Genomic DNA, 24,414 nt, shown 5'->3' on the forward strand with positions numbered 1-24,414 from the left:
CCTTAATAAGGGTCAAATACTTAGGTCTCCAAGCAATTTCAGCAAATGTTCTTACGAAAAGATGCCGCGAAGCATTTAGTTTTACGGGTTGAAAACTTATTACGAACAACCACAATATATGCGAGAGTATCCTTCATAAAAATTGTAAGAAAAACTCTTATTTTAATAAATGCATCTTACCTTCTGCTTCGTTCCAGGGTACTGAATAACCAGCGCCTTTTGAACAAAAAATCGAAGCGGAAGTGTATTCGGGATCTGCATCCTTGTTGTATTGAATTCTATCTATTACTTCCTGCTGATTATGGCAAGGATAATAACCTCCAAAAGTAAGACTTATAAATCCTCTTCCTTGAGTAAAGGAGGCAAGCACCGTACTATATTCCATAAAGGTGGCTACTGGGGCTTTCCCTGTAATAATTGCTTTATTCCCGTAGGTTTCAGGAGATTCAAAATTTCCATGTGCACTCTGCACATCTGCTAAAACCCTTCCCATTAGCTCTATCTCAACCTTAATTTTAAATTCATAATAGGGTTCCAGCAAAATGTTTTCTGCCTTCTCCAAACCTTGACGTAAAGCTCTTAATGTCGCTTCGCGAAAATCACCGCCACTTGTATGCTTGAGATGGGCTCGTCCAGTTAGTAAAGTAATATGTAAATCTGCTAAAGAAGAGCCCGTAAGAATGCCGCGATGCTCTTTTTCGAAAAGATGATGTTGAATAAGATTTTGATAACTTAAAGGTAAATCATCCACATGACAAGCACTGGAGAAGGTGATCCCGTTTCCTTTTTCACCAGGTTCTAATTGGAGATGAACCTCCGCATAATGTTTTAGCGGTTCAAAGTGGCCATATCCGTTCACTTTCGATGCAATCGTTTCCTTGTATATAATTTTTGGCTTTTCGAAATATACCTTGATTCCAAAGCGATCCTGAACAATTTGCTCCAAAACCTCCAGCTGAATTTTTCCCATGACATGAATGTGGATTTCTTGCAGTTGTTCCTCCCATGTCACCATAAGAGAGGGATCCTCGTCATCAAGAATTCGAAAAAATTTCAATGCGTCTTTTGCGTTTATATTTGCATCAATAATAACCTTTGATTTTAGCGTTGGTATCATCTCATATTGTATATGGTCCTGTGATGTGCCAATTGTATTGCCGATAGACATGGACGATAAACCTGTTACAGCAAACAACTCACCAGCACTGACTTTATCAACAGGGTAAAACCTCTTCCCATTATATTTTCTTATTTGCGTAACTTTTTCCTTAAATAGTTGCTCCTGCTTTGTATAGGAAATCTCATCTCTGACTTGCAAAGACCCGCTTAATGCTTTAAAAAAGGTCAATCTTGTTCCATTGTCATCATAACGTATTTTGTATATTCTACCGGAAAAGGGACCCTCTGATGAATAGCTACTAAACGTTAGCACATCTAAAACTTCGAGAAATTCTAATATGCCAAAATCCTGTAAAGCGGAACCTGATGAAATTGGGAAAATGATATTTTGCTTAAACATGTTTTTCATTTCTGTTAACCATAGCTCTTTTTTTTGATAACCATTCATCATATATTCTTCTAATAAATATTCATTACGTTCAGCAATAAATTCAGCCAATTCCTCATTCATTTCCCCATTTGTAAAAGCATCATCTAGACGAAAAACATCTTCTGTTAAATTCAACTTTATATCTTCTATCACTCTATTAATATCAGCACCTTCCCGATCCATTTTATTAATAAAGAAAAAGGAAGGGATTTTATGCTTTCTTAATAAGTTCCAAACTGTCTCCGTATGACCTTCTACACCTTCGACGGCACTTAAAATAATAATGGCATAATCCATCACTTGAATAGCGCGTTCCATTTCCGCTGAAAAATCAACATGTCCAGGTGTGTCAATTAGCGTATACATAGAATCACCAAAAGTGAAATCCGCCTGATCGGCAAAAACAGTGATTCCTCTCGCCTTTTCAATAGAATGACTATCTAAAAATGCATCTTGATGATCCACTCTTCCTCTATGGGCAATACTTTTGGTATGAAATAACAGCTGTTCGGCAAATGTTGTTTTCCCCGCATCCACATGTGCTAATATACCAACTGTTTTATGACTCATTATGACACCTCATATGTAATAATTGTGTTGTAGACTATTATAACATTGTCCATCGATACACACTCTTTTATATATGCTTAGTACATACAAATTTAATATACCGCAGCCCGCAACTACAAGAATTCAAATTCTCAATTTAATGCTGACAACCATCACAATAATAGGTTTTATGCGATGATATCAACTCCATTTTAATCATGGAGCTGCATCTCTTACATGCTTCTCCTTCTCTTCCATGAACTTTCAGTAAATCTTCGTATCTTCCTGTTAAGGAATCGCCGCTGAAAAACGGGTGCTCCATATATCCGCCATTTTCAACAGCAGTTTTTAACACAGTACTAATAGAGTGATACAATTCATTTATTTCTTGTTCCGATAATTGCGTAATGTTTCTAGATGGTAAGATTTTGGCTTGAAAGCAAATCTCGTCCGAATAGCGATTTCCAATCCCAGCAATAAATCTTTGATCTATTAAGACTGACTTTAATTTTCCGTGCTTATTCCTTAACATATCCCGAAATGCAGATTCGGTAAAATAATCACTTAAAGGCTCAGGACCTAAATCTGAGAGGATTTCCTCCACTTTTTTTATATCATGTAGATGAAGATATCCTAATCGTAAACCAATAAAATATAAATGGTGCTCCCCAAACGATAGACGAATTTGCACCGTTCTTTTCGGCTTGTCCGCTTCCAACCCGTAAAACATCCAGCCACCAAGCATTAAATGTAATAACAAAACATAATGATTATCTGTGTAAAATAATAGGTGCTTGGCTCTTCGGTCTATTTGTGTAATTTGCTGGGATGTAATCTTTTGAATAAATACGTCTGGCACCACATTAACTGATTTATTTCGGTTAATTTGAACTTCTGTGATATTCTTATCTAAAATAAATCGGTTCAATTGTAATTTGTAATGCTCCATTTCCGGAAGCTCTGGCATAATTAAACCTCCTATTCCTATATTAGGTTTATTATTCCCTAGAAACCGAAAGAAACTGACAAACTAAAAAACTCCGTCACTTATGGACAGAGTAATGACATGATTTCTGTTGGTTTATTAAAAATATGATCTGCCTCATGAAATCCTTCTTTCGTTTTCGCTCCCCAATATGCCAAACCAAATTTTGCTCCAGCTAATTTTGCACATTGCATATCATAATTAGTATCCCCGATATAGATCGTCTCTTCCGGTTTTGCCGCCAAAAGATCCAAGCATTTTTGCAAGGGGTCTGGGTTCGGTTTATGTTTAAGCGTATCATCCGCACAAATATAATGATCAAAGTAATCCGTTAATCCAAAGGGTTCAAACCCATCCGCGAATTCTTGTCTTGTCTTAGATGTAACAATTCCGAGTTTTACATCACAACAGGCTAAAAATAAAATTACTTCCCTTAAACCGGTAAAAATAGAAATCTCATGAAGGTATCTGGATTCTAACTGAATCCAACGATTAAGAACAAGCTCTGGATTAGAAACGTGAATAAGTTTTAATGCATCTTCTCCAGGGATTCCTAGTGCAAATCGTAATTCTTCTAGAGGCAGGAACTTATCTTCCACTTCCAATGCCTTTTGTAAAGATTTTAAAATAGCCATTTCTGTATCCAATATTGTTCCATCAATATCAAAAATAACATTTTTATACACTCTATTCTCCTCCCCATATCATTGATGCATTACTTAGCTATAATTAATTCAACCCCATGATCTTCTATTTTTTCTTTTATTGCCGTTTCTGGTACCTTATCGGTGATTATCGTATGTATATTTTCAAACCCTGCTAAACAAAAAAACCTTCTTTTCTCAAATTTGGAATGATCCGCAAGAACAATTACTTTATCGGCTCTTTTCATAGCTTCCTGAATTAAAGAAACTTCCTCTTCATAAGGAGTGGTTAATCCATCCAATGATATACCGCAAGAACCAATGAATGTTTTATCTACATGATATTTTGCCAGCATACCTGCTGCTTGTGACCCGTAAACAAACCGTTGCTCATTATTTATCATTCCTCCAAGCAGATAAATCTTTATTTTCTCTTTTTGCGTCAATAGTCCCGCAGTATCTATTGCATTCGTAATGACAACATTATTTTTAGTAGACATATAATCCATCGCATGACGAACGGTAGTTGAATTATCTACAAACAAATAATCGCCATCCATGATCATAGATGCTGCTTGTTTACCTATCATTTTTTTAGAGGGGACTTCGGATAACATTCTTTCTTCATAATTAGGGGTATCTTTTGATAACGAAGGAAGAATCGCTGCACCACGCGTTCGAATGATTTTCCCTTGTTCTTCCAATTTCACAATGTCTCGCCGTGCAGTATCCCTAGAAACATCGAAATGCTCACATATTTCCTCAATACTAATGCGGTGACTTTTTTGCAATAGTTTCATTATTGAAAGCAAGCGCTCATCTTGAAACATAAATACCTCCCAATTTTAAGTGATATTAAGTGTTCGTAAGTAAAACTAAGTATTTGATTTTATTATATGCTATTCAGGTTTAGTGTCAAATTTATTTAATAAGGTCAGAATTGAACTTACATAATAAAAAATGCCCCCGAAAACATGGCCATGTTTAAGATTTATAACAATATTCAAAAGTAGTAAGGTGGAATAGGATTATGGATTTTAAAACTTCTTGTGAGTCAGCTCATAAAAAAGTTGAAAAATAGTGATTTTTATATAAAATAAAAAATTAAAACGAAAATACATTGACACTAGAATTTCAACTTGCTATATTAGTAGACATACTTTATCGCTTAAAAGCGCAAACGTTTCAAAGCTATTCAAATTAAATTAAATACATGCGTTGAAGGGAACGTAGTAGCCACTGTAAATTGATTTTAGAGAGCTGATGAATGGTGAAAAATCAGTACAATTGCAATTGGTGAATTTCACTCCTGGAGCATTCTTATTCTCCAAGAATAGGAACGGTTAATAACCGTTATAACAATGAAGAGGTAAGCTAAATGCTTGCAATTAGGGTGGTAACGCGATCAAATAATCGTCCCTACTAGGATTTCGTCCTGGTAGGGACTTTTTTTATATAAATTTATTAATGCTTTGACAAGTTTACACAGCTGATGTATTTTTCATGAAACATGAATACAAAAGCATACTATCCATATCATTTATTATGGACAACTATAGTGGAAAGGCTGGAGCAGCATGGAAAAAAACCAACAGGATTTGAAGAAAGGGTTACTACCAAGACATGTGCAATTTATTGCCCTCGCAGGCATGATTGGGACAGGCATATTTAAGGGAAGCTCAGATACACTCTCGATTGCGGGCCCAAGTGTTATTTTTGCCTACTTATTAGGCGGATTATTGTTATTAATAGTAATGGTTGCTTTAGGAGAAATGGCCATAGCCTATCCCGGCATGAATGTTCAGCATTTAGTAAATAAAGCATTTGGGCATCGTGTTTCCTTTATTGTCGGCTGGCTTTATTGGATCAACTGGGTGATTGTAACGATTGTTGAATTACTTGCCGGGGGCAGCTTCCTACAATACTGGTTTCCAAGTTTGCCATTATGGTTACTGAGTTTTCTTTGTGCAGCTATTATCATTGGTATTAATTTATTTCATGTAAAATTTTACGGTGAGCTTGAGTTTTGGTTTGCCGGCATTAAAATTTTCGCACTTATAGCATTCATTATTTTAGGATGCCTCATATTATCGGGAATTGTTCCAAGTCATATACAGCATCCAATTTCCAATTACACTGCACATGGTGGATTCTTCCCTCACGGCTTGAGTGGTACCTTAAGCGCATTTTTAGTAGTAATGTTTTCTTATGGAGGAGCGGAACTTATTGGAGTTGCTGTTACAGAAACACAGGATTCCAAAAGAGTTTTGCCCAAAATAATCAAAGGAACCGTTTGGAGAGTAATCATTTTCTATATTTGCCCGATTCTGATTATCTGCGGTTTAGTTCCATGGGACAAGGTGTCGAGTGTTGACAGTCCGTTTGTCCAAGTGTTCGGAATTGCCGGATTGCCTGGAGCAGCAAATATTATGAATTTCGTTCTTTTAACAGCGGTGCTTTCAGCTGCAAACTCTGGGATATATGCAACCTCCAGAACACTATTTTCAATGGCACAAACAGGCGAAGCTCCAAAAAGCATTTTAAAGGTCTCGAAAAACGGAATTCCATTAAACGGAATCTTCATTACGGCTATTCTTATTTTAATTGGTGTATATCTCGCATATCTTACACCTGAAAATATTATCAATTATTTAATGACTATTCCGGGCTTTACAATTATGTTTATTTGGATCAGTATTTGCTTTTCCCAATTAAAGCTGCGTCCAAATTATAAAGAAATGCCATATTTTCAAGTTAGATGGTTTCCAGTGACGACCATATTTGCATTGATTGGTTTATTAACGATTTTTATATCATTTTTATTTAACCCAAATAATATTATTGGAACAGGTGTGAGTGTTATTATCATTCTGCTCCTTACTATCCTTGCATTTACTCATAAAAAATGAGGTTACAAACGTAACCTCATTTTTTTGCGGACCTTGATAGTACCGCTAATTCCATATAAATTGCAATCATTTCCTCGAACTTAATCCGTACTAATCCGCTTGAAGAAGGGGCAACAAAATCCATAATGCCAGGGATTACAGAGGTCTCCTGACATCCCCAGGAAATTTTTCGTTTTCCGCTATACTCTTGATAGACTCCTTTTCCTACAAAACAAACGATTCGAGGTTTATATTTCTTTATTTTACTAATTAGAATTTCTTTTCCTTCTTGATACTCTTCCTTTGTAATTTCCTCTGCACTTTTCGTTGGTCTTGCAACAATATTTGTCAAACCGCAGCCTAAATCCAATAATGTGTAATCTTCTTCCGGCGTCAATTTTCGCGGTGTAATACCTGCCTCGAACAATAATTTCCAAAATCGATTATTCGGATTTGCAAAGTGATGGCCTGTTTGACTGGACCGGATGCTTGGATTAAAACCTACAAATAAAATATCTAGATTATCTTTAAGATGGTCTTGAATTGGCTTCATCATTCTCACCTTTTTATAATTTCATTAAATTCCCGTGTCAAAATATTATTTTATATTGTTCTTCAAGTCCTCCAAATTCCAAATAGCCGTCACCCAATCCTGATAAAACTCTGGTTCATGGGAGACGATTAATACTGTCCCATCGTACTGAGAAAGCGCATTAGATAGTACCTCTTTTGCTGCTATATCTAAATGGTTGGTGGGTTCATCCAATACTAGCCAGTTACTTTCTTCAAGCATTAGATGACATAATCGGACCCTTGTTTGTTCTCCACCGCTGAGCGACTGAAGCGGCTGAAAAATATGTTCCTTTTTTAAACCGGCTCGTGCTAAAGCCTGACGTATTTCCTTTTGTGTCATTTTTTCATGGAAGGACCAAATATATTCCAATGGAGTGAGATCAGTTGTTATATTTTCTTCTTGTGCAAAATAGGCTGGCTTCACATATTGGCCAAATTGAACCGTTCCATTAAATGGAGTAAGCTCTCCCATGATGGTTTTTAACATAGTTGATTTTCCAATTCCATTATGCCCGATAATAGCTACTTTATCTCCCCTTTTTAACGTTACACTAATGGGAGGTAACAAAGGAGAAGCATAGCCAACCTCCAGTTGTGTAGTTTCAATTATTTTACTAGTTGGGCGTACGGTTGCTTTAAATTGAAATCTTGGTTTTGGTATATCATCCGGTTTTTCCAATCTTTCTATTTTCAATAGCTTCTTTTCTCGAGACTTTGCTTGCTTGGCAGTTGAGGACCTAGCTTTATTTTTTTGTATATAGGTTTCAAGCTTTTGAATTTCCTCTTGCTGCCTGCCATATGCAAGGAGCAGCTGCTGTTTACGAAGCTCATACGTCTCCATAAACTTCTTATAATTTCCTAAATAGCGGGTTAACTGATAATTTTCTAGATGATATATGACATTAACAACTTCGTTCATGAACTCGGTGTCATGTGATATTAAAATAAAGCTATTTGGGTAATTTTTCAAATAACCCTTTAACCACTCAATATGAGAAACATCTAAATAATTGGTAGGTTCATCGAGCAATAAAATATCTGGTTCCTTTAAAAGCAGATTAGCAAGCAATAGCTTCGTTCTTTGGCCACCACTTAAAGCAGAAACATCCGTATCCATTCCCAATGCCTGGATGCCAAGACCATTTGCAATATCTTCAATTTTCGCATCCACGAAATAAAAATCGTGATGCTCCAACAACTCTTGGATATATCCAAATCGATGGAGAAGCTTAGGTAACTCATTTTCACTGCTATTTTCCATCTTTCTTGATACATCCAGCATTTCCGCTTCAAGCAAATATAAATGCTTAAAGGCATTGCGCAAATAGTTCCGAATAGTTAAACCTTCCGACAAATCCGCATGCTGTTCCAGAAATCCGACGCTAATATTCGGAAGCCACTCGATGGAACCATGATCGGGAAGCACACTCCCTGTTAGAATCCTCAATAATGTAGACTTTCCCGCTCCATTTGGACCGACCAATCCTACTCGTTCCGACCTCAAGAGACGGAAATCGATATCTTTAAATACTAATTTATCCCCGTAATAATGGGTTAATTTTTCTACATTCACAATACTCATATGATCAAACCTCCATTATGTTCTATAAGAACCAATCGCAAAACTGGAGGACATTTATAGACTATACCGCATAAAAAGATATAGACAAAAAAAGACAGGGAAACAAACCCTGCCTTTTTCACGCACAAAAAACACGAATATTTTAAAAGGGAATAGGTCTGATTATCCGTTGTTTCACGATTGGTTTTGCTAAAAAAGGGCATACTTCTCCCTGTCAAGCTAAAACCATTTGAAAAACAACGGACATACTCATATCGACCTTATTCCTCCTTTGTTGTTAAAAATTAGTATTCCACTTTATTTTATCTAAATTTGATTCCATTGTAAAGATACATCGTACAAAATATTCACAACATTACATTTTCTTCTTCTTAATCAGCATAAGGCCACTAATAAAATAGACAACCGATGCTAAATAAAATATTGTACCTATCGTAATAAAATCTATTATATATCCTGTTAAAATAATCGCTATCGCTGCACCGACGGAGGTCCATATGTGGTACTTCCCTATCTCTATTCCTGCTGTTTCTTTATTCACATTTTTAGCCAGAGCCGTTTTTTCTGTATTTTTTTGCAGTGCTCCTAGGATCCCCATGATAATTTGCAAAATATATACTTGCCAGACCTCCGTCACAAGTGGAAAGAATAACAATATTACTGCCATTCCCCATGAATATAAAATAAATAATAGCTTCTCCCCTAGTTTATCTGTATACTTTCCAATTACCGGATAAACTAAGGCTGATGTTAAGGCAAACAGACCATATGCCCAACCAAATTGGGCATAACTATCCCCTACATTTTTTAATAAAAGCACATAAAACGGAAATACCATGCTGCTAGCCATCACAATGATGCTTTGGTAATAAATAAATCGTTTATAGGTCATTTCCCATACTCCTCATAAAATAAGTTCACAAATCGTTCCTGTGGATCATACAATTTCTTCGTACTGAAAAATTCATCCGTTCTTGGATATGCTTCGGTCAATTGTTTTTTACTAGGGTAAGAGTAATAAGGTAAATAATAGCTTCCATGATGATCCAATGTAACATCAATCATTTTCCTGACTACTTTTTGTGTATCTTGAATGTCTTTTTTGGACTTACCTTGATTGATTAATAGAACAAGTGCGAACATATCCGCTTTTGCATAAGACATAACTGCCTCATCATTCTTATCTACAAATCGGACTGTAATATTTAACAGATTAAAATCCTTTTCTTTTTCCAAAACGTCTCTCAAACTATCTATATAATTGGTAAACTCCGTAACTGGCACAAAATACTCTTGTAAAACTTCTGTACGGGAAGAACTGTCAAATTCCATAAAATTAGAATCCGATCTCATGACATTATTTCTTGAAATCAGCTTTCCTTCTGTGACCTTCATATATTTCTTTTGAACATCCCAAAACAAATCCTTCCCCCAGTCACTATACCTGGACACACCAAGAAAAAATTTAGGAATGGCTACCGTTTCACCTTTTAATTTGCGATATTGGGATAGTTCTTGTTGGTTTTCAGCTAACGCATAATCGGTTACATACATTTCCTTTAAAAAGCTTTTAGGTGCAACAGAAATTCGTGCTAAATGCATCTTTACAGCAGGATTATCCTCCACTTCTTTTTGAAAATAAACTTGGTACTCTTTATAATCGATGACTCTTGTATTTGTTTTATAAAGTTCATCATCCGTTAGCTTTAAGGTAACATCTAAAATGATCCCGAATAACCCGTAGCCTCCGATCACGGAATAAAATAATGGTGCATTTTCATGCCGGCTTACATTAATAATATTGCCTTCAGCATTGATTAGCCGGAATGAATCCACTGTATCAATCAACGCATCATTTCTTATATCCCTGCCATGAACATTGACGCTTAAAGAGCCGCCAATGGTGAATATATTTTGAGATTGCATGACTTTTATCGATAAACCATAAGGATTTATATACCGCTGAATATCATTCCAGGTAACCCCGCTTTGAACCGTAATCGTCTTTCTTTTTGGATCAAACGCTAGAATTTTATAATAAGACTTCATATCTATTAAAATAGCATTAGGATAGAGTGTTTGTCCGCCTTGGCTATGTTGCATTCCTGCAATCGAAATCTTATCATTTGTAACGTTTGCCTTTCGAACAATATCCTGTAGTTGCTTGGACCCTTCTGCCGGTTGAATGCTTTTCATTGTGATAGGGAGTAAGCGCCCTTTATCCGTTACGACCGGGTGGGATATCCCCTTTTGGTACAAATATATGGAACTCCCTAAAGCAATGAGATATCCAATTAAAATAAGAATCGTATACCTTCTTTTCAACATTCCCGCAACTCCTGCTCTTATATTAGTATGATAATTATAGCGAATACTTGGATAATGTTTCTAGAATGAATAGCAAAAAAGAGAAAATCTCTTGGACTTTCTCTTTCATTTAATGTATACGCAAGGTCTAGTTAGTTACGAAATTGAGGTAAGGTATGAAAAAACTTTATAAGAAAAGCCGTCCGGAAACCATCATAAGATTAGGAGTTATAACAAATGTCGAAATGCAACAAGTTTGATTTTAACAATCAATACAAAGGCTGCATTCATTTACCTGTTATTCTCCATTTTGTTATAGCTAAATATTCTCTCGCATATAGCTTAGCTTTCACCACTTCAGGGGTTTTAGCAGCTAATGGATACGATTTTATTCCTTGTGCCTCAGATAACTTTAAGGCACGAAACAAATGAAAATCATTGCTTACAATAACAGCACTTTTTACTCCGTATAATTTTTCGGCAAATTTCAGGTTCTCATATGTATTGACAGACTTGTTTTCTATTAAAATCCTATTTGTTTCTATCCCCTGTTCCAGCAAATATCTTTTGACAGCCTCCGCCTCTGAAATGTTTTCATCGGGACCTTTTCCTCCAGTTACAATCACCCTTGTTTGTGGATTTTCCTGTAGGTATTTTAACCCTGTTTCCGCCCTCTCTAACAAAGCTTTGGACATGTAATCCCCTTTTACCTTTGCTCCTAATATAATGATGTAAGGAACATCATTTGGAGGCTTTTCGCTGGCAGTGTGTTTGATTTCATAGTACGTAAATCCAACATATCCACTAAGAAGCAAAAAAACAATAAGGCCAAATGTAATCCACTTTTTCATCCCATCACCTATCTAATTCATACTTTTCTATTTAGACGTGTTGGAAGAAAGAATGTTTCACAAAAAAAAGAAATCAAGAGAATTGATTTCTTAATTAAGTTTTATAAAATTTTCGTTTTATCTGCTGTTTCTATTTGCATCTTTTCAAGTTCGAGCTTTAGCTTTTGTGTTTCCAATAAATAGTTTTCATGCTTTAACTTTTCTAATTCGAGCTGTTCTTTAATAAAATTAGCCTTAATCTTCGCTCTTTTTTCAAAATGGTCGGTTACGATCGCGACGATTGGAATGGATAGGGCTAATATCGGAACAATAATCCAAATCAAACTATCACCTCATCTAAATGATCTAATTATTAATATACAATATATTCCGAAACTAAAGAAGAGTCTGTCGTGGACAATTAGGAAAAAAGGCACTGCAATTTTTTAAAAAATAAATGCAGTACCTAAAACTTACAACCCGATATCCAAAAATACTGGACAATGGTCACTTCCCATTATTTGTGGATGAATTCCAGCGTCCTGTAAATTTCCTTTTAATCTTTCGGAAACGATAAAATAGTCAATACGCCATCCAATATTTCTTTCTCTCACCTTATTCATATAAGACCACCAGGTATAGGCCCCTTCACGGTCAGGATTAAAATAGCGGTATGAATCTAAAAATCCTGATGAAAGGAGCTCAGTCATCTTCCCTCGCTCTTCATCTGTAAAACCGGAATTTCCTCTATTGGATTTTGGATTTTTTAAATCAATTTCCTGATGAGCTACATTCAAATCTCCGCACAAAATTACGGACTTTTTTTCATCCAGCTCTTTTAAATATGCAAGAATTTGATCCTCCCAATGCAGTCGCTTATCCAATCTTGCCAGATCACGTTGGGAGTTAGGAGTATAAACGTTCACCATATAGAATTCTTCAAATTCCAATGTAATAATTCTGCCTTCCGGTTCATACTCTTCCTTTTCAAAGCCATATTGGATTGACAACGGCCTGCGCTTCGTAAAAATCGCTGTACCGGAATATCCTTTTTTCAGTGCATAATTCCAATATTGATGATAGCCTTCTAAATCTAATTCGATTTGTCCAGACTGTAATTTCGTTTCCTGCAAACAAAAAATATCTGCGTCTACTTCATTAAAATAATCCAAGAATCCTTTTTTAACACAGGCTCTAAGCCCATTTACATTCCAAGATACCAACTTCATCCTTATCTTCTCCTTTTCCACTTATCTCTACTATACTATGAAAAAGGGGATTGTTCATCTACTAACCTTGTAGACTACTGTTAAATTGATAGAGTACAATTCCAAAGCAAGCAGAAACTAACAATATGATAATTCCGGCTAAAATGAGCAAACCAATACCGGTGAATTTCTTTCCGATTGCAAAAAACACAATCATAGCGACTAAGTGAAGTATTGGTCCCGTGAATATTAGAAAAGACGTTTGCCCGATTGCTGTCCCAAACAGAAATGTTACAATATAGATGACTAGCCCAAAGCCAATACCTGCCCAGATACTCCCCTCTCCTTTAGGACTCGAGGGATTTGTATTAGAATTATTTTGATCTGTCATTATTTCACCTCTTTTAGATTCTACCAGCTAACACTTCCTCCTGAATTTTCTTTAATTCTATTTCTTTATCATCCCGATAAAATAAATTATATGTGTCAAATGGAATAATTCTTCCATCTGGATGAGCAATGTGGACACAGGATTTTTTCACGGAACGAACATCAAAATTATGTGCATCCTGGAATTGCATGATAATTACACGGAATACATTATCATAGCCTATATCCCCAGGAAGATTTACTCGTGGTAAACAACATAATAAGTCTTTTAATGACATTGCAGAGGAATCAGGCGAGTGATTTAAAGAGAACACTTTAAAAATCATATTCCGAATATTCTCGTCCTGCTCAAACACAATCGTATTCCTTTCCCCTTCAAGTAATATGCGATGATCAATCATCCCCGTTAAAGGTGTTACAGTATCATTCAGCTTAAAAGCATATCCCATCGCCAATGAATCCGGATGGCAAGGGACTGGCACCATATCTTTTTCACCAAATACTCCTGATTGGTCGATAATCATTTGTCTGACTTCACTTAGGGTTAATCGATCTGTTTTTGGATCGTAATCCTCTAATCTCCCAGCGCCTTGAATCGGCTGAAAGGTGACGCCACGAACGCATTTTTGCTCTAAGCCGTATTGAATAATCTTTCCAACCTCATGATCATTCAATCCTTTTTTCAAAGTCACTACTAATGTTGTAGAAATATTATATTCGTTCAGGTTATCGATGGCCTTTTGTCTTACCTTCGTTAAATCAACACCGCGCAGTTCTTTTAATGCTTCACCTTCAAAACTGTCAAACTGTAAATAAATTTCGAAACCAGGTTTATAGGCTGCTAGTTTTTTTACAAATTCCTTATCTCCCGCTATCTTTAAGCCATTTGTATTAACCATAATATGTTTTACAGGTTTCGCTTTTACCATGTCCAAAATCTCGAAGAATTGCGGATGAATAGTAGGTTCTCCGCCGCTTATTTGAATAATATCTGGCTCTTTCTCATTTTCGACAATAGCATTTAACATGAATTCAATTTGCTCTAATGAGCGGAAAGTACCCGTATGTGGAGAAGATTCCGCATAACAAATTGGACATTTAAGATTGCATCTTTCCGTAATCTCCAAGAGTGTCAAGCAGCTATGCTGTTCATGATCCGGACATAATCCACAATCGTAAGGGCAGCCATATTTAATTGGTGTATTCCAACGATGAGGCATTTCTGATGGTTTAATAAAATCTCTGCACCATTTGTAATATTCAATGTCTGTGGAAATTAATACTTTTTCTTTCCCATGCTTCATACATGTCTTCACCATATATACTTTTTCATTCTCGAAAATAATTTTCGCTTCCACTTTTCGTAGGCACTTCGAGCAAATACTTATAGTTAAGTCATAATAAGTGTATGGTCTATTTGGCATGCTGATTCTCCATTCCTTTATTTATCAAATTCGGTTCAAAAGACTTTGATTTTTTTGTAATAAGAAGAACATAGTAAATAATCCCTAAGAGACACGCTAGCTGGATATTGTTTAAATGTAAATATGGATGCGGTGTTGGCTTAATAAAATCAATGAAAAAACGAAAAGCTAAATAGCTGAGCATATAGAGCTGAAACAAGAAGCCTTCCCACCGATAGAGGTTCTTTTTCTTCAAGAATAGCAAAACAATAATTAGCAATAATAAAAAAACAATTTCATAAAGCTGTGTTGGGTGGCGTTTCACTCCATCACCAAAATTAACGCCTGTAAACCAGGATGTCGCAATTCCGTATGTATGGTCATCTAAACCAGTAAGAAAGCATCCTATCCTCCCTATCATCATTCCAACTGCTAAGGGCAGAACAAAATCATCTCCAGTTGAACTCTTCCAGCCAATGATTTTTTTGGCGGTTTCCACTCCTATCAGCCCACCTAATAAACCGCCAACAATCGTTTTACCCTCCATCAAGTAGGTTAGGTTATTCCATAGATGAATCGTTTTTATTGGATCCTCAAACCAATAAACGAGCTTCGAACCAATTGCAGCACCAAAAATAGCACCAACAATCACCCACATTGCCTTATCCATCGGAATTCTATTTTTATTTCTCGTATATAAATAGACCCGAAATCCAATAAAATATGATAAGGATTCAAAGAGTAGATGAGGGTGGATCCCAAAAATATAGACAGGAAAATGCATATGTAGCTCCTCTTTATGTGTTTTTAGTGATATTTCATAAATATTCGAGTAATTTCGTTTTAATCCTTCTTTTCTACGACGAAAAGTAAGTATTTTCCACACTATTGTGAGGAATTCAAGTTCACCTGTAGATGAAGGGCATTTTTTACACCAATATATTAAATTTGTCTTTCATCGACTTGATGAAAGACATTTTGATTCATCCTTTTCGTCATTTTGTCTTTCATCGACTTGATGAAAGACATTTTGATTCATCCTTTTCATCATTTTGTCCTTCATCGACTTGATGAAAGACATTTTGATTCATCCTTTTCATCATTTTGTCTTTCATCGACTTGATGAAAGACATTTTGATTCATCCTTTTCGTCATTTTGTCTTTCATCGACTTGATGAAAGACATTTTGGCCTATCCTTTTCATTATTTTGTCTTTCATCGACTTGATGAAAGACATTTTGGTCTATCCTTTTCATTATTTTGTCCTTCATCGACTTGATGAAAGACATTTTGGCCTATCATTTTCATTATTTTGTCTTTCATCGACTTGATGAAAGACATTTTGGTCTATCCTTTTCATTATTTTGTCTTTCATCGACTTGATGAAAGACATTTTGGTCTATCATTTTCATCATTTTGTCCTTCATCGACTTGATGAAAAACATTTTGGTCCATCCTTTTCATCATTTTGTCTTTCATCGACTTGATGAAAGACATTTTGGTCTATCATTTTATTAATCTCGTCTTTCAAATACAAAATGAAGTCGCAAATACAATTCCATTCAAAAAAAAATCACAAGAAACTTCATCGCAAGAAATTTCTTGTGTCCAAAACAAATACTATTGCTCCTTTTTTCCATAAGCTACGCTATTAACTTCTTTTGCATCCTTTAAATACCGATTTTCCCAAGCACTTTTAATACCCCAATAATAAAAGATAAGGGACAATACAATAAGTAGGGCAAAATCCCAACCGTATTTTATTAAATCTACTCCACCAAACTTCGCACTCCCTAAATAGGAAAACAGCGCCATTACTGCTAAATACACGATAAGCCAGACACTTGCCTTTAAATCCTTACTAAAGCTAACCCATCTATTTTTTATCTGATAGTAAAAATAAAGTGGTAAACCGATGATCATGATGAACATTACCTCGCCAGTTAGCGGCCATCTAGCCCAATATAAAATAAAGGTGGCAAAAATGAAGCCTAGTGGGGCGATTAAGGAAATTCCTTTTATTTTTAATGGCCGATGAAAATCGACTCCGATTTTCCGTAATGCCATTACAGAAATCGGTCCACATATATAAGAAATAATCGTAGCAACCGAAATTATTTCAGCCAATGCACCCCAACCTCTAAACACGAAAAGGAAAATCAAACTTACAACAAGATTAAAAATCATAGCTGGTCTTGGCACTCCGTAAAACGGATGTATTTTCCCAAATATTTTCGGAAAGTAACCATTTTGCTCCATCCCATAAATCATTCTTGCTGTTGTGGCTGTATAAGTAGTTCCCGTTCCAGATGGAGAAACGAAGGCATCTAAGTAAAGGACAATTGCTAACCAATTTATACCCAAAGCAATGGCAAGATTCGCAAATGGAGAAGTAAATTGAATATTGCCCCATCCTTTCGCTGCAAGAGACGGACTTACTGCACCGATGAATGTGATTTGCAAAAAAACATATATTATAACCGCTATCAGTAATGAACCAATTATGGCAATTGGAATCGAACGTCTAGGGTTTTTTGCCTCCCCAGCCATGTTAATAGGACTTTGAAATCCGTTAAAAGAAAATACAATACCGGAAATTGCAACAGCAGTAAAAACTCCCGACCAGCCATTAGGGGTAAAGCCTTGTGAGGGAAGATGAAAGTTACTGGTATGAAATCCAGCACTCATTAGCCCGGTAATCGTTAATAGAGGGATAACAATTTTAAAGATAGTAATGAGGTTGTTAGCTCTTGAAAACAGCTGTACAGTCCAGTAATTCAAAAAGAAATATATGAGTAAAAGCACAATAACAAGCGCAATCCCTAATAAAGTCAATTCATTACCATTCATCAGGGACTGTGTCCAGTTAAATGGCCATGAATGCATATATTGAATAGAAGCAATTGCTTCTGTTGGGATAACGGAAACAATTGCAATCCAGTTTGCCCATGCAGCGATAAAGCCTACAAATGAACCATGAGTATATTGAGCATACCGGACCATCCCTCCTGACTCTGGAAACATTGCTCCAAGTTCGGCATAGGACAGTGCAATAAATAATATTACAACCATTCCAATAATCCAAGAAAATATTGCAGCAGGTCCGGCTATGCCAGCTGCTTTCCATGCTCCAAATAACCATCCGGATCCTATAATCGAACCTAAGCCTGTCATCATCAAACTAAAGGTTCCCATCCTTCTTTTTATTGAGTTCACATGAGTTACCCCTTTCAAAAGTAAAGATATTATATTATTATAGTTTCGTTCTTTTTTACCCTATTTTCACAATAATAAAACTCCATTTAGTTGTTATTTTACTATAATATTAGAATTTAGCAGTTCAAAAGATTCGGGTATTTATACACAAGGATGATTATTTCCCAATCTTGGGTTTGCCGGTGGTAAAAAAAATACACTTAGCATATGCCAAGTGCTTTTGAACATTTTTACTATTCCCAACCCTCTATCTCTAATTGCTGATACTTATTGAATAGACTTGGATAAATCAATAAACCTAAAATAATGCCTGTAAAAGCCGCCGATGACATAATCATAAAGACAATAAGCAACTGCAATCTCACAGCATGGATTGGATCTGCCCCTGCTACTATTTGCCCAGTCATCATACCAGGCAGCTGAACCAGTCCTATCGTTCTTTGACTTTCAATAGTAGGAATGAGACTGGAGCGAATAGAGTCCTTAATAATCGGAAATATCGCTTGCTTTGGTGTACTGCCAAGCGACAATCGCAAAATAACTTCTTGCTTTCGTAAATGCAAATCCGCTTTTAAGCGATTTAAATATAGACTTGCGATAACCATTGAATTCCCAATTATCATACCGCTGATTGGAATGATATATTGTGGTGTAGCTGGTATGATTTTGCAGCCGATCATAAAGGACATCGAAATAGCTTCTACAATCAATATGGTCACGAATATCTTCCATGTTATACGCTGTAGCCCTTTTGCACGCTTTACCGCATTCCTTGCTGCAACATAGATCATGACTAACAGCATGACAATAATGGAAAAAGGATTATTAAAGCCAAATATTAATTTTAAAACATACCCAATGATTAATAATTGAACTGTAGCTCGAATTGCAGTAATAATTAAATCCTTTCCGAGGCCTAGCTTAAAGGACTTCGATAGAATTAAAGCTGCAAATACAAATCCGAAACTCAAGATAAGCGCTAATGTGTTCATGACTTCATCCCCTTTGCAAGAAATTCTCTTGTCATTTCCTCTTTTGGAGATGAAAAAAACAACTCTGTGGGACCTTGTTCCACAAGCTCACCACCGGAAACAAACCAGCAGTGAGTCCCTACTCTCTGTGCTTGCTCTAAATCATGGGTAACCCAAATAATCGTTGTCTGCTCCTCCTTTTGAATATTAACTATTAGTTCCTCTATTTCTCGTACTGAACTTGGATCCAGTGCAGAGCTTACTTCATCTAATAATAGAATGGTAGGCTTGTTAACAAGAGTTCTCGCCAATGCTACTCTTTGTTTTTGCCCGCCTGAAAGATCCTGTACGTTTTTCTGTAACATCGTTTTGGGCAGCCTTACTTTTTCTAAAAAACCCTCTGGACGTTCTAATTCTGATTTGTGGATAGTTGCTGGAAGCACCAAATTATCCAGTACCGTTCCTGGTATCATAGGGGCTGCCTGAAAAGCTATTCCTACTTTTTTCCTCAGCTCAGTAATCTCCCATGTTCGAACCTCTTTGCCATGGATAAAAACTTCCCCCTCGTCGGGTGTCAGCAGCAGATTACACATGGATAATATGGTACTTTTTCCAGAACCAGATGGGCCTATAACAGTTAAGATTGATCCAACTCTGACGTTTCCGGTAACTTGATTAAGCACCTGCTCTACTTTTCCATTTGCGGCAAAGCTCTTAGAAACTCCGTTTAGTTCTATCGCAAATTGATTCATCATTCAACTACCCTTTCCGCTAATCATTCAATACGTATAGATTAACATATTAACTATGAATCAAGCGATTTCAGTAAAAAAAACACCTATTAGTATAGGTGAGTTTCTATTCATCCTGCTTTTTCCAAACATGCTTAAATGGACAGGCTGGTAATGTGGAATCATTATCTCGTAAATAATACTGCTTCCATTCAAAGTTATCTGGTCCACCATACCATTTTAATTCAGGGTGGGGAGGAACCTCATCATAATCTACTAGCCTTTTTCGAATCATTTCTTTCATTCTATCAGCTTTTTCTTGTGAAGCACTGAACTCTTCCAGTACCCATCGCGGTGTAATAGCCAGCATGAAGGTAGGAAAATATCTACTTTTCCTGTTTCTATGCGCAGGGGTAGCACAATACATAAAATAACGCTCTCGGTTAAAACAATATTCCCACGAGGAATGATCAGGGTTAGTGGAAATGGATTCTATCCATTCTTCCTTATCAAATAAATTTACTCTATTTAATAACTTCCAAAAAATCTGTTCAAAATCATATACATTATATAGATTTTTTAAATCCGGTGGTGTTTTAAAAAAGACAATAAGTGCTGTATAAACTCCCATATCCTTTGAAGTCGCGCCGTATGCTTCTAATAGATTAGCCAATTCTAATGCCGCTTTTTCCTTCCTTGGATCATCTGCAAAACCGAATCTCAATTGATTTAGTTTATATCCTTGATAAGCTGGGATACAGGGAAATCTGAATGTTTTATGTGTAATCTTTTCATCGAAATCAAGAAATGCCTCTCTTTGCCATTTATCTAATGGAAAGTCTAATACATCCTCTCGGTACAGTTTTACCATTTGAACATACCTCCTTCTTTACTTTATTAAAAGTTACAGAAGTGGGTGACTGTCCTATTATGGGGTAAGTATTGGGTCACGAAAGTTTAAAAAATGATGATAATATCTAATAGATTTCAAGTTTAGCTTTCCATTATTGCAGATATGAAAGACAAAAATCGATTTCTAACCATACGAATTGTCTTTCATCGACCTTATGAAAGACAAAATCCAATCCATAACCATACAAAATGTCCTTCATCAGCCTTATGAAAGACAAAATCCAATCCATAACCACACAAAATGTCCTTCATCCGAACTTTGAAAGACAAAATCCAATCCATAACCACACAAAATGTCCTTCATCAGCCTAATGAAAGACAAAATCTAATTGTTTACAACACAAAATGTCCTTCATCGGACTTATGAAAGACAAAATCCAATCGATCACAACACAAAATGTCTTTCATCAGCCTTATGAAAGACAAAATCCAATGGATTACCACACAAAATGTCCTTCATCGGACTTATGAAAGACAAAATCCAATCCATAACCACACAAAATGTCTTTCATCGACCTTATGAAAGACAAAATCCAATCGATAACCACACAAAATGTCTTTCATCGACCTTATGAAAGACAAAATCCAATGGATTACCATGAAAAATGTCTTTCATCGGCCTTATGAAAGACAAAATCCAATCCATAACCACACAAAATGTCTTTCATCGTACCAACGAAAGACAAAATCCAATCCATAACCATGAAAAATGTCTTTCATCGGACCTATGAAAGACAAAAGCCAATGGATTACCACACAAAATGTCCTTCATCGGACTTATGAAAGACAAAATCCAATCGATAACCATGCAAAGTGTCCTTCGTCGGCCTTATGAAAGACAAAATCCAATGGATAACCACACAAAATGTCTTCCATCGTACCAACGAAAGACAAAACCCAATGGATAACCACACAGAATATCATTCATCGTACCAACGAAAGCCAAATCACCAATAAAAAACATGTACAATGAAAATCGTTGTACATGTTAACTTCCCAATGTATCTATGTTCGAATTAATTTATTATGAAAAAGTCCTTCGTAAATAGATTTATATTTATTGGCTGATGCTTCCCAGCTAAAATCAAGTGCCATTGCTTTTGTGATTAATTCCTTCCACTTTTTTGGCTGAAATCGATAGAGCCAGACTGCTCGCTCCAAGGTGTACAGCATATCATGTGCATTATAATTCGTAAAACTGAAACCGTACCCTTCATCTTTAAATTCATTATAAGGAATGACCGTATCATAAAGTCCACCAGTTTCTCTTACGATAGGCAAAGTGCCATATCTTAATGCCAAAAGCTGACCAATGCCGCATGGTTCAAACTTGGAGGGCATCAAAAACAGATCGGAGCCCGCATATATTTTCCTGGCAAGCGTCTCATCAAAGTAACCATGATAGGATAATTTATCTGAGTACTTTTCAGAGAGCTGCTTAAAGGTAGTTTCATATTGCTGTGCCCCTGTTCCAAGAATGATTAGCTGAACATTCATATTCATTATTTCATGTATAACATGCAGAACCAAATCAATTCCTTTTTGTTCTACTAATCTCGTAACCATTGCAATAACCGGAATATCCTTTATTGATGGTAAATGCAAAGCCTCTTGCAGTTTTACCTTATTGATCCATTTTCCATCCGCATCTTCATAGCATGAAAAAATACATTCATCCGTTTGTGGATTATACAGATCATAATCAATTCCATTGATAATTCCGATGAGATGGTTTGCATGCTTCTGCAAAAATCCATCAAGACCTTCTCCAAAATAAGGCATTTGAATCTCTTTTGCATAGGTAGGACTTACGGTTGTTAAATAATCTGCATATGCAAGTCCGGCTTTTAAATAACTCACATTGCCGTGATATTCAATACCATCTATATGAAAATACAACTCACTCAAATCTAATAGGTCAGAAAGAACTGTTTTTGAAAAGTTCCCTTGATACCGTAAATTATGAATAGTAAATACCGTTTTTATATTTTTATATAAAGGTTGATTTTGATAATGTGCTTTTAATAAAACACTTATTGGTCCAGTTTGCCAATCGTGGCAATGAATGATATCTGGTTGGCTTTGTAAATGTGGAATTGCCTCTAATATTGCCCTAGAGAAAAAGGCAAACCGCTCTCCATCATCAAAGAATCCATAGCTGCCATGTCTTTTAAAATAATATTCATTATCTAAAAAATAGCAGTGTATGCCGTCCATTTTTAGCATTTCAATACCACAAAATACACGCCTCCAGCCAACAGGAACCTCTATACTTTTTAAAAACACCATTTGTTTTTTATACTCTTTAGGTAAATCCCCATATTTGGGTAAAATGACACTCGTTTTAATTCCTTGTTTTTCCAATGCCTTTGGCAATGAACCAATAACATCGCCTAGTCCGCCCGTTTTGACAAATGGAACACATTCCGATGCTGCAAATAAAACCTCCATTAGAGCATTTCCGCCTTTTTTATCACGATAGGCTGTTCATCCCCTTTGACAACTCTATCATTTGTAATCATTACCTGTTTATCGGTTATTACATGGTCCAGGTATGCTCCTTCTCCAATTTCACTCTTTTGCATAATAATGCTGTTTTTTACAGTTGCACCCTTTTTCACCTTTACTCCTCGAAAAATAATACTGTTTTCTACAGTTCCTTCAATTTCACATCCATTCGCAATAAGCGAATTGGAAACAGTCGATGTTGAAGAGTACTTTGCCGGAGCTTCATGTTTAATTTTTGTAAAAACAGTCCATTCGTTATCCAAAAAGCTATCGGCATATTCTCGATTTAAAAAAGCCATATTACCAGCATGGAAACTTTCAATGGAGTGGATAAATGGCATACTGCCTTTAAACTGATAGCCCATTACCTTTAATTTATTTAAATTCGCTTTCACCATATCTTTTAAAAAGTCATATTCATCATTTTCCACACATTTTTTAATTAGCTCAATTAATACATATTTATTTATTACATAGGTCTCTAAACAAATGTCATGATCATTTTTTGGAAAGGTATATAAATCAATGTCGACCACTTCTCCAGCCTGATTTACTGTGCATCCATGATAAATTGGCTTGAGAGCAGGTGTTCCATCATATTTTTTATAAATAACGGTAATATCCGCTTTATGATGGCGATGCTGGAGAATGATATCATTAAAATCAATTTTACACACATGATGACCTGGAGTGATAATAACAGTATCCGCTATAGAGCGTTGAAAAAACTCTATATGATCATAAAATTGCTGTAGATCTCCTTTTATCTTTTGATCAGGATGAATAGGGGGCAAAATAAATAATCCGCCGGAATGACGGTCTAAATCCCATTCCTTGCCTGATCCCAAATGGTCCATTATAGACCTATATTTTTCCTTTGTAAATACGGCAACCGATTTCACTTGTGCATGAATAAAATTGGACAATGTAAAATCAATCATCCGATATCTGCCGGCAAATGGGACCGAAGCTAAACAGCGATTATAAGTTAGTTCTTTTAAAAAAGGTTTTTCATTAATTAAATTAATTACTCCCACAACACTATCCAATATTTATCGCATCCCTTTTTGTAAGTAGTTATAAATCTTAATAAATCCCTAGTTTTTGGCATCTTTACTTCAAAAGGTTAGCAACCTAACAAAATAAGGATGTTGCTAAGGATTTCGTC

23 protein-coding genes and 1 other annotated feature are annotated in these 24,414 nt (G+C 35.9%); of the genes, 1 reads left to right on the forward strand and 22 read right to left on the reverse strand.

All coding sequences use genetic code 11. The annotated features are described in order from the left end of the window. Nucleotides 1–157 precede the first annotated feature (157 nt). The 4 genes from KHA87_RS07115 to KHA87_RS07130 form a co-directional block, all read right to left on the reverse strand. Complete coding sequence (locus tag KHA87_RS07115) at nt 158–2,119, reverse strand: GTP-binding protein (RefSeq protein WP_213093391.1); 1,962 nt, start codon at nt 2,117–2,119, stop codon at nt 158–160. Nucleotides 2,120–2,255: 136 nt separating this feature from the next. Continuing rightward, nucleotides 2,256–3,065, reverse strand: a complete 810-nt coding sequence (gene mutM, locus KHA87_RS07120) for a DNA-formamidopyrimidine glycosylase (RefSeq protein WP_213093392.1) — start codon at nt 3,063–3,065, stop codon at nt 2,256–2,258. A gap of 80 nt (nt 3,066–3,145) precedes the next feature. After that, nucleotides 3,146–3,769, reverse strand: coding sequence for an HAD family hydrolase (locus KHA87_RS07125; RefSeq protein WP_213093393.1), 624 nt, complete (start codon nt 3,767–3,769; stop codon nt 3,146–3,148). Nucleotides 3,770–3,798: 29 nt separating this feature from the next. Then, nucleotides 3,799–4,557, reverse strand: a complete 759-nt coding sequence (locus tag KHA87_RS07130) for a DeoR/GlpR family DNA-binding transcription regulator (RefSeq protein WP_213093394.1) — start codon at nt 4,555–4,557, stop codon at nt 3,799–3,801. A 379-nt stretch (nt 4,558–4,936) separates the two neighbouring features. Continuing rightward, nucleotides 4,937–5,151 (forward strand) — a binding site (T-box leader). 153 nt (nt 5,152–5,304) lie between these two features. Here KHA87_RS07130 and KHA87_RS07135 point away from each other — a divergent pair. Then, a complete protein-coding gene (locus KHA87_RS07135; RefSeq protein ID WP_213093395.1) occupies nt 5,305–6,636 on the forward strand; it encodes an amino acid permease in 1,332 nt (443 codons plus the stop codon). A 16-nt stretch (nt 6,637–6,652) separates the two neighbouring features. Here KHA87_RS07135 and mug read toward each other — a convergent pair whose 3' ends face one another. From mug to glgD, 18 genes are all read right to left on the reverse strand, one after another. Continuing rightward, nucleotides 6,653–7,168 (reverse strand): G/U mismatch-specific DNA glycosylase, encoded by a 516-nt coding sequence (gene mug, locus KHA87_RS07140; RefSeq protein ID WP_213093396.1) that lies wholly within the window; start codon nt 7,166–7,168, stop codon nt 6,653–6,655. A 45-nt stretch (nt 7,169–7,213) separates the two neighbouring features. Further along, a complete protein-coding gene (locus KHA87_RS07145; protein WP_213093397.1) occupies nt 7,214–8,770 on the reverse strand; it encodes an ABC-F family ATP-binding cassette domain-containing protein in 1,557 nt (518 codons plus the stop codon). A 355-nt stretch (nt 8,771–9,125) separates the two neighbouring features. Beyond that, nucleotides 9,126–9,662 (reverse strand): MFS transporter, encoded by a 537-nt coding sequence (locus KHA87_RS07150; protein WP_213093398.1) that lies wholly within the window; start codon nt 9,660–9,662, stop codon nt 9,126–9,128. Next, a complete protein-coding gene (locus KHA87_RS07155; protein WP_481748353.1) occupies nt 9,659–11,095 on the reverse strand; it encodes an FAD-binding oxidoreductase in 1,437 nt (478 codons plus the stop codon). Before KHA87_RS07155 ends, KHA87_RS07150 begins: the two co-directional genes overlap by 4 nt. A 269-nt stretch (nt 11,096–11,364) precedes the next feature. Then, nucleotides 11,365–11,928, reverse strand: coding sequence for a YdcF family protein (locus KHA87_RS07160; protein WP_213093400.1), 564 nt, complete (start codon nt 11,926–11,928; stop codon nt 11,365–11,367). Nucleotides 11,929–12,029: 101 nt separating this feature from the next. Next, a complete protein-coding gene (locus tag KHA87_RS07165; protein WP_213093401.1) occupies nt 12,030–12,251 on the reverse strand; it encodes a hypothetical protein in 222 nt (73 codons plus the stop codon). 129 nt (nt 12,252–12,380) lie between these two features. Continuing rightward, nucleotides 12,381–13,136 (reverse strand): exodeoxyribonuclease III, encoded by a 756-nt coding sequence (locus KHA87_RS07170; RefSeq protein ID WP_213093402.1) that lies wholly within the window; start codon nt 13,134–13,136, stop codon nt 12,381–12,383. A 61-nt stretch (nt 13,137–13,197) separates the two neighbouring features. Further along, on the reverse strand, nt 13,198–13,506 hold the full coding sequence (locus tag KHA87_RS07175) for a hypothetical protein (protein WP_213093403.1): 309 nt from the start codon (nt 13,504–13,506) through the stop codon (nt 13,198–13,200). Between the two features lie 13 nt (nt 13,507–13,519). Next, nucleotides 13,520–14,929: a radical SAM protein gene (locus KHA87_RS07180; protein WP_213093404.1), complete on the reverse strand. Its 1,410-nt coding sequence runs from the start codon at nt 14,927–14,929 to the stop codon at nt 13,520–13,522. Continuing rightward, nucleotides 14,919–15,692: a prolipoprotein diacylglyceryl transferase gene (locus KHA87_RS07185; RefSeq protein ID WP_213093405.1), complete on the reverse strand. Its 774-nt coding sequence runs from the start codon at nt 15,690–15,692 to the stop codon at nt 14,919–14,921. Before KHA87_RS07185 ends, KHA87_RS07180 begins: the two co-directional genes overlap by 11 nt. Before the next feature lie 223 nt (nt 15,693–15,915). Beyond that, on the reverse strand, nt 15,916–16,041 hold the full coding sequence (locus KHA87_RS22385) for a hypothetical protein (RefSeq protein WP_283249420.1): 126 nt from the start codon (nt 16,039–16,041) through the stop codon (nt 15,916–15,918). A 186-nt stretch (nt 16,042–16,227) separates the two neighbouring features. Continuing rightward, the gene (locus KHA87_RS22390; RefSeq protein WP_283249421.1) at nt 16,228–16,353 is read right to left on the reverse strand and encodes a hypothetical protein; all 126 of its coding nucleotides are present in this window, start codon (nt 16,351–16,353) and stop codon (nt 16,228–16,230) included. Nucleotides 16,354–16,528: 175 nt separating this feature from the next. Next, nucleotides 16,529–18,142, reverse strand: a complete 1,614-nt coding sequence (locus KHA87_RS07190) for an APC family permease (protein ID WP_249310173.1) — start codon at nt 18,140–18,142, stop codon at nt 16,529–16,531. 215 nt (nt 18,143–18,357) lie between these two features. Further along, a complete protein-coding gene (locus tag KHA87_RS07195) occupies nt 18,358–19,116 on the reverse strand; it encodes an ABC transporter permease (RefSeq protein WP_213093407.1) in 759 nt (252 codons plus the stop codon). Further along, entirely contained in the window at nt 19,113–19,850 is a 738-nt protein-coding gene (locus tag KHA87_RS07200; RefSeq protein WP_213093408.1) for an ABC transporter ATP-binding protein, read from the reverse strand. Before KHA87_RS07200 ends, KHA87_RS07195 begins: the two co-directional genes overlap by 4 nt. 103 nt (nt 19,851–19,953) lie before the next feature. Further along, complete coding sequence (locus KHA87_RS07205) at nt 19,954–20,697, reverse strand: YqcI/YcgG family protein (protein ID WP_213093409.1); 744 nt, start codon at nt 20,695–20,697, stop codon at nt 19,954–19,956. 1,046 nt (nt 20,698–21,743) lie between these two features. Further along, nucleotides 21,744–23,189 carry a glycogen synthase GlgA gene (gene glgA, locus KHA87_RS07210; protein WP_213093410.1) on the reverse strand — a complete coding sequence of 482 codons (1,446 nt, stop codon included), beginning with the start codon at nt 23,187–23,189 and terminating at the stop codon, nt 21,744–21,746. Then, nucleotides 23,189–24,295, reverse strand: coding sequence for a glucose-1-phosphate adenylyltransferase subunit GlgD (gene glgD / locus KHA87_RS07215; RefSeq protein ID WP_213093411.1), 1,107 nt, complete (start codon nt 24,293–24,295; stop codon nt 23,189–23,191). Before glgD ends, glgA begins: the two co-directional genes overlap by 1 nt. Nucleotides 24,296–24,414 lie beyond the last annotated feature (119 nt).

Origin of the sequence: Bacillus sp. FJAT-49736, from assembly GCF_018343615.1 — a bacterium.
In the GTDB taxonomy this organism is placed as follows: Bacteria; Bacillota; Bacilli; order Bacillales; family Bacillaceae_C; genus Margalitia.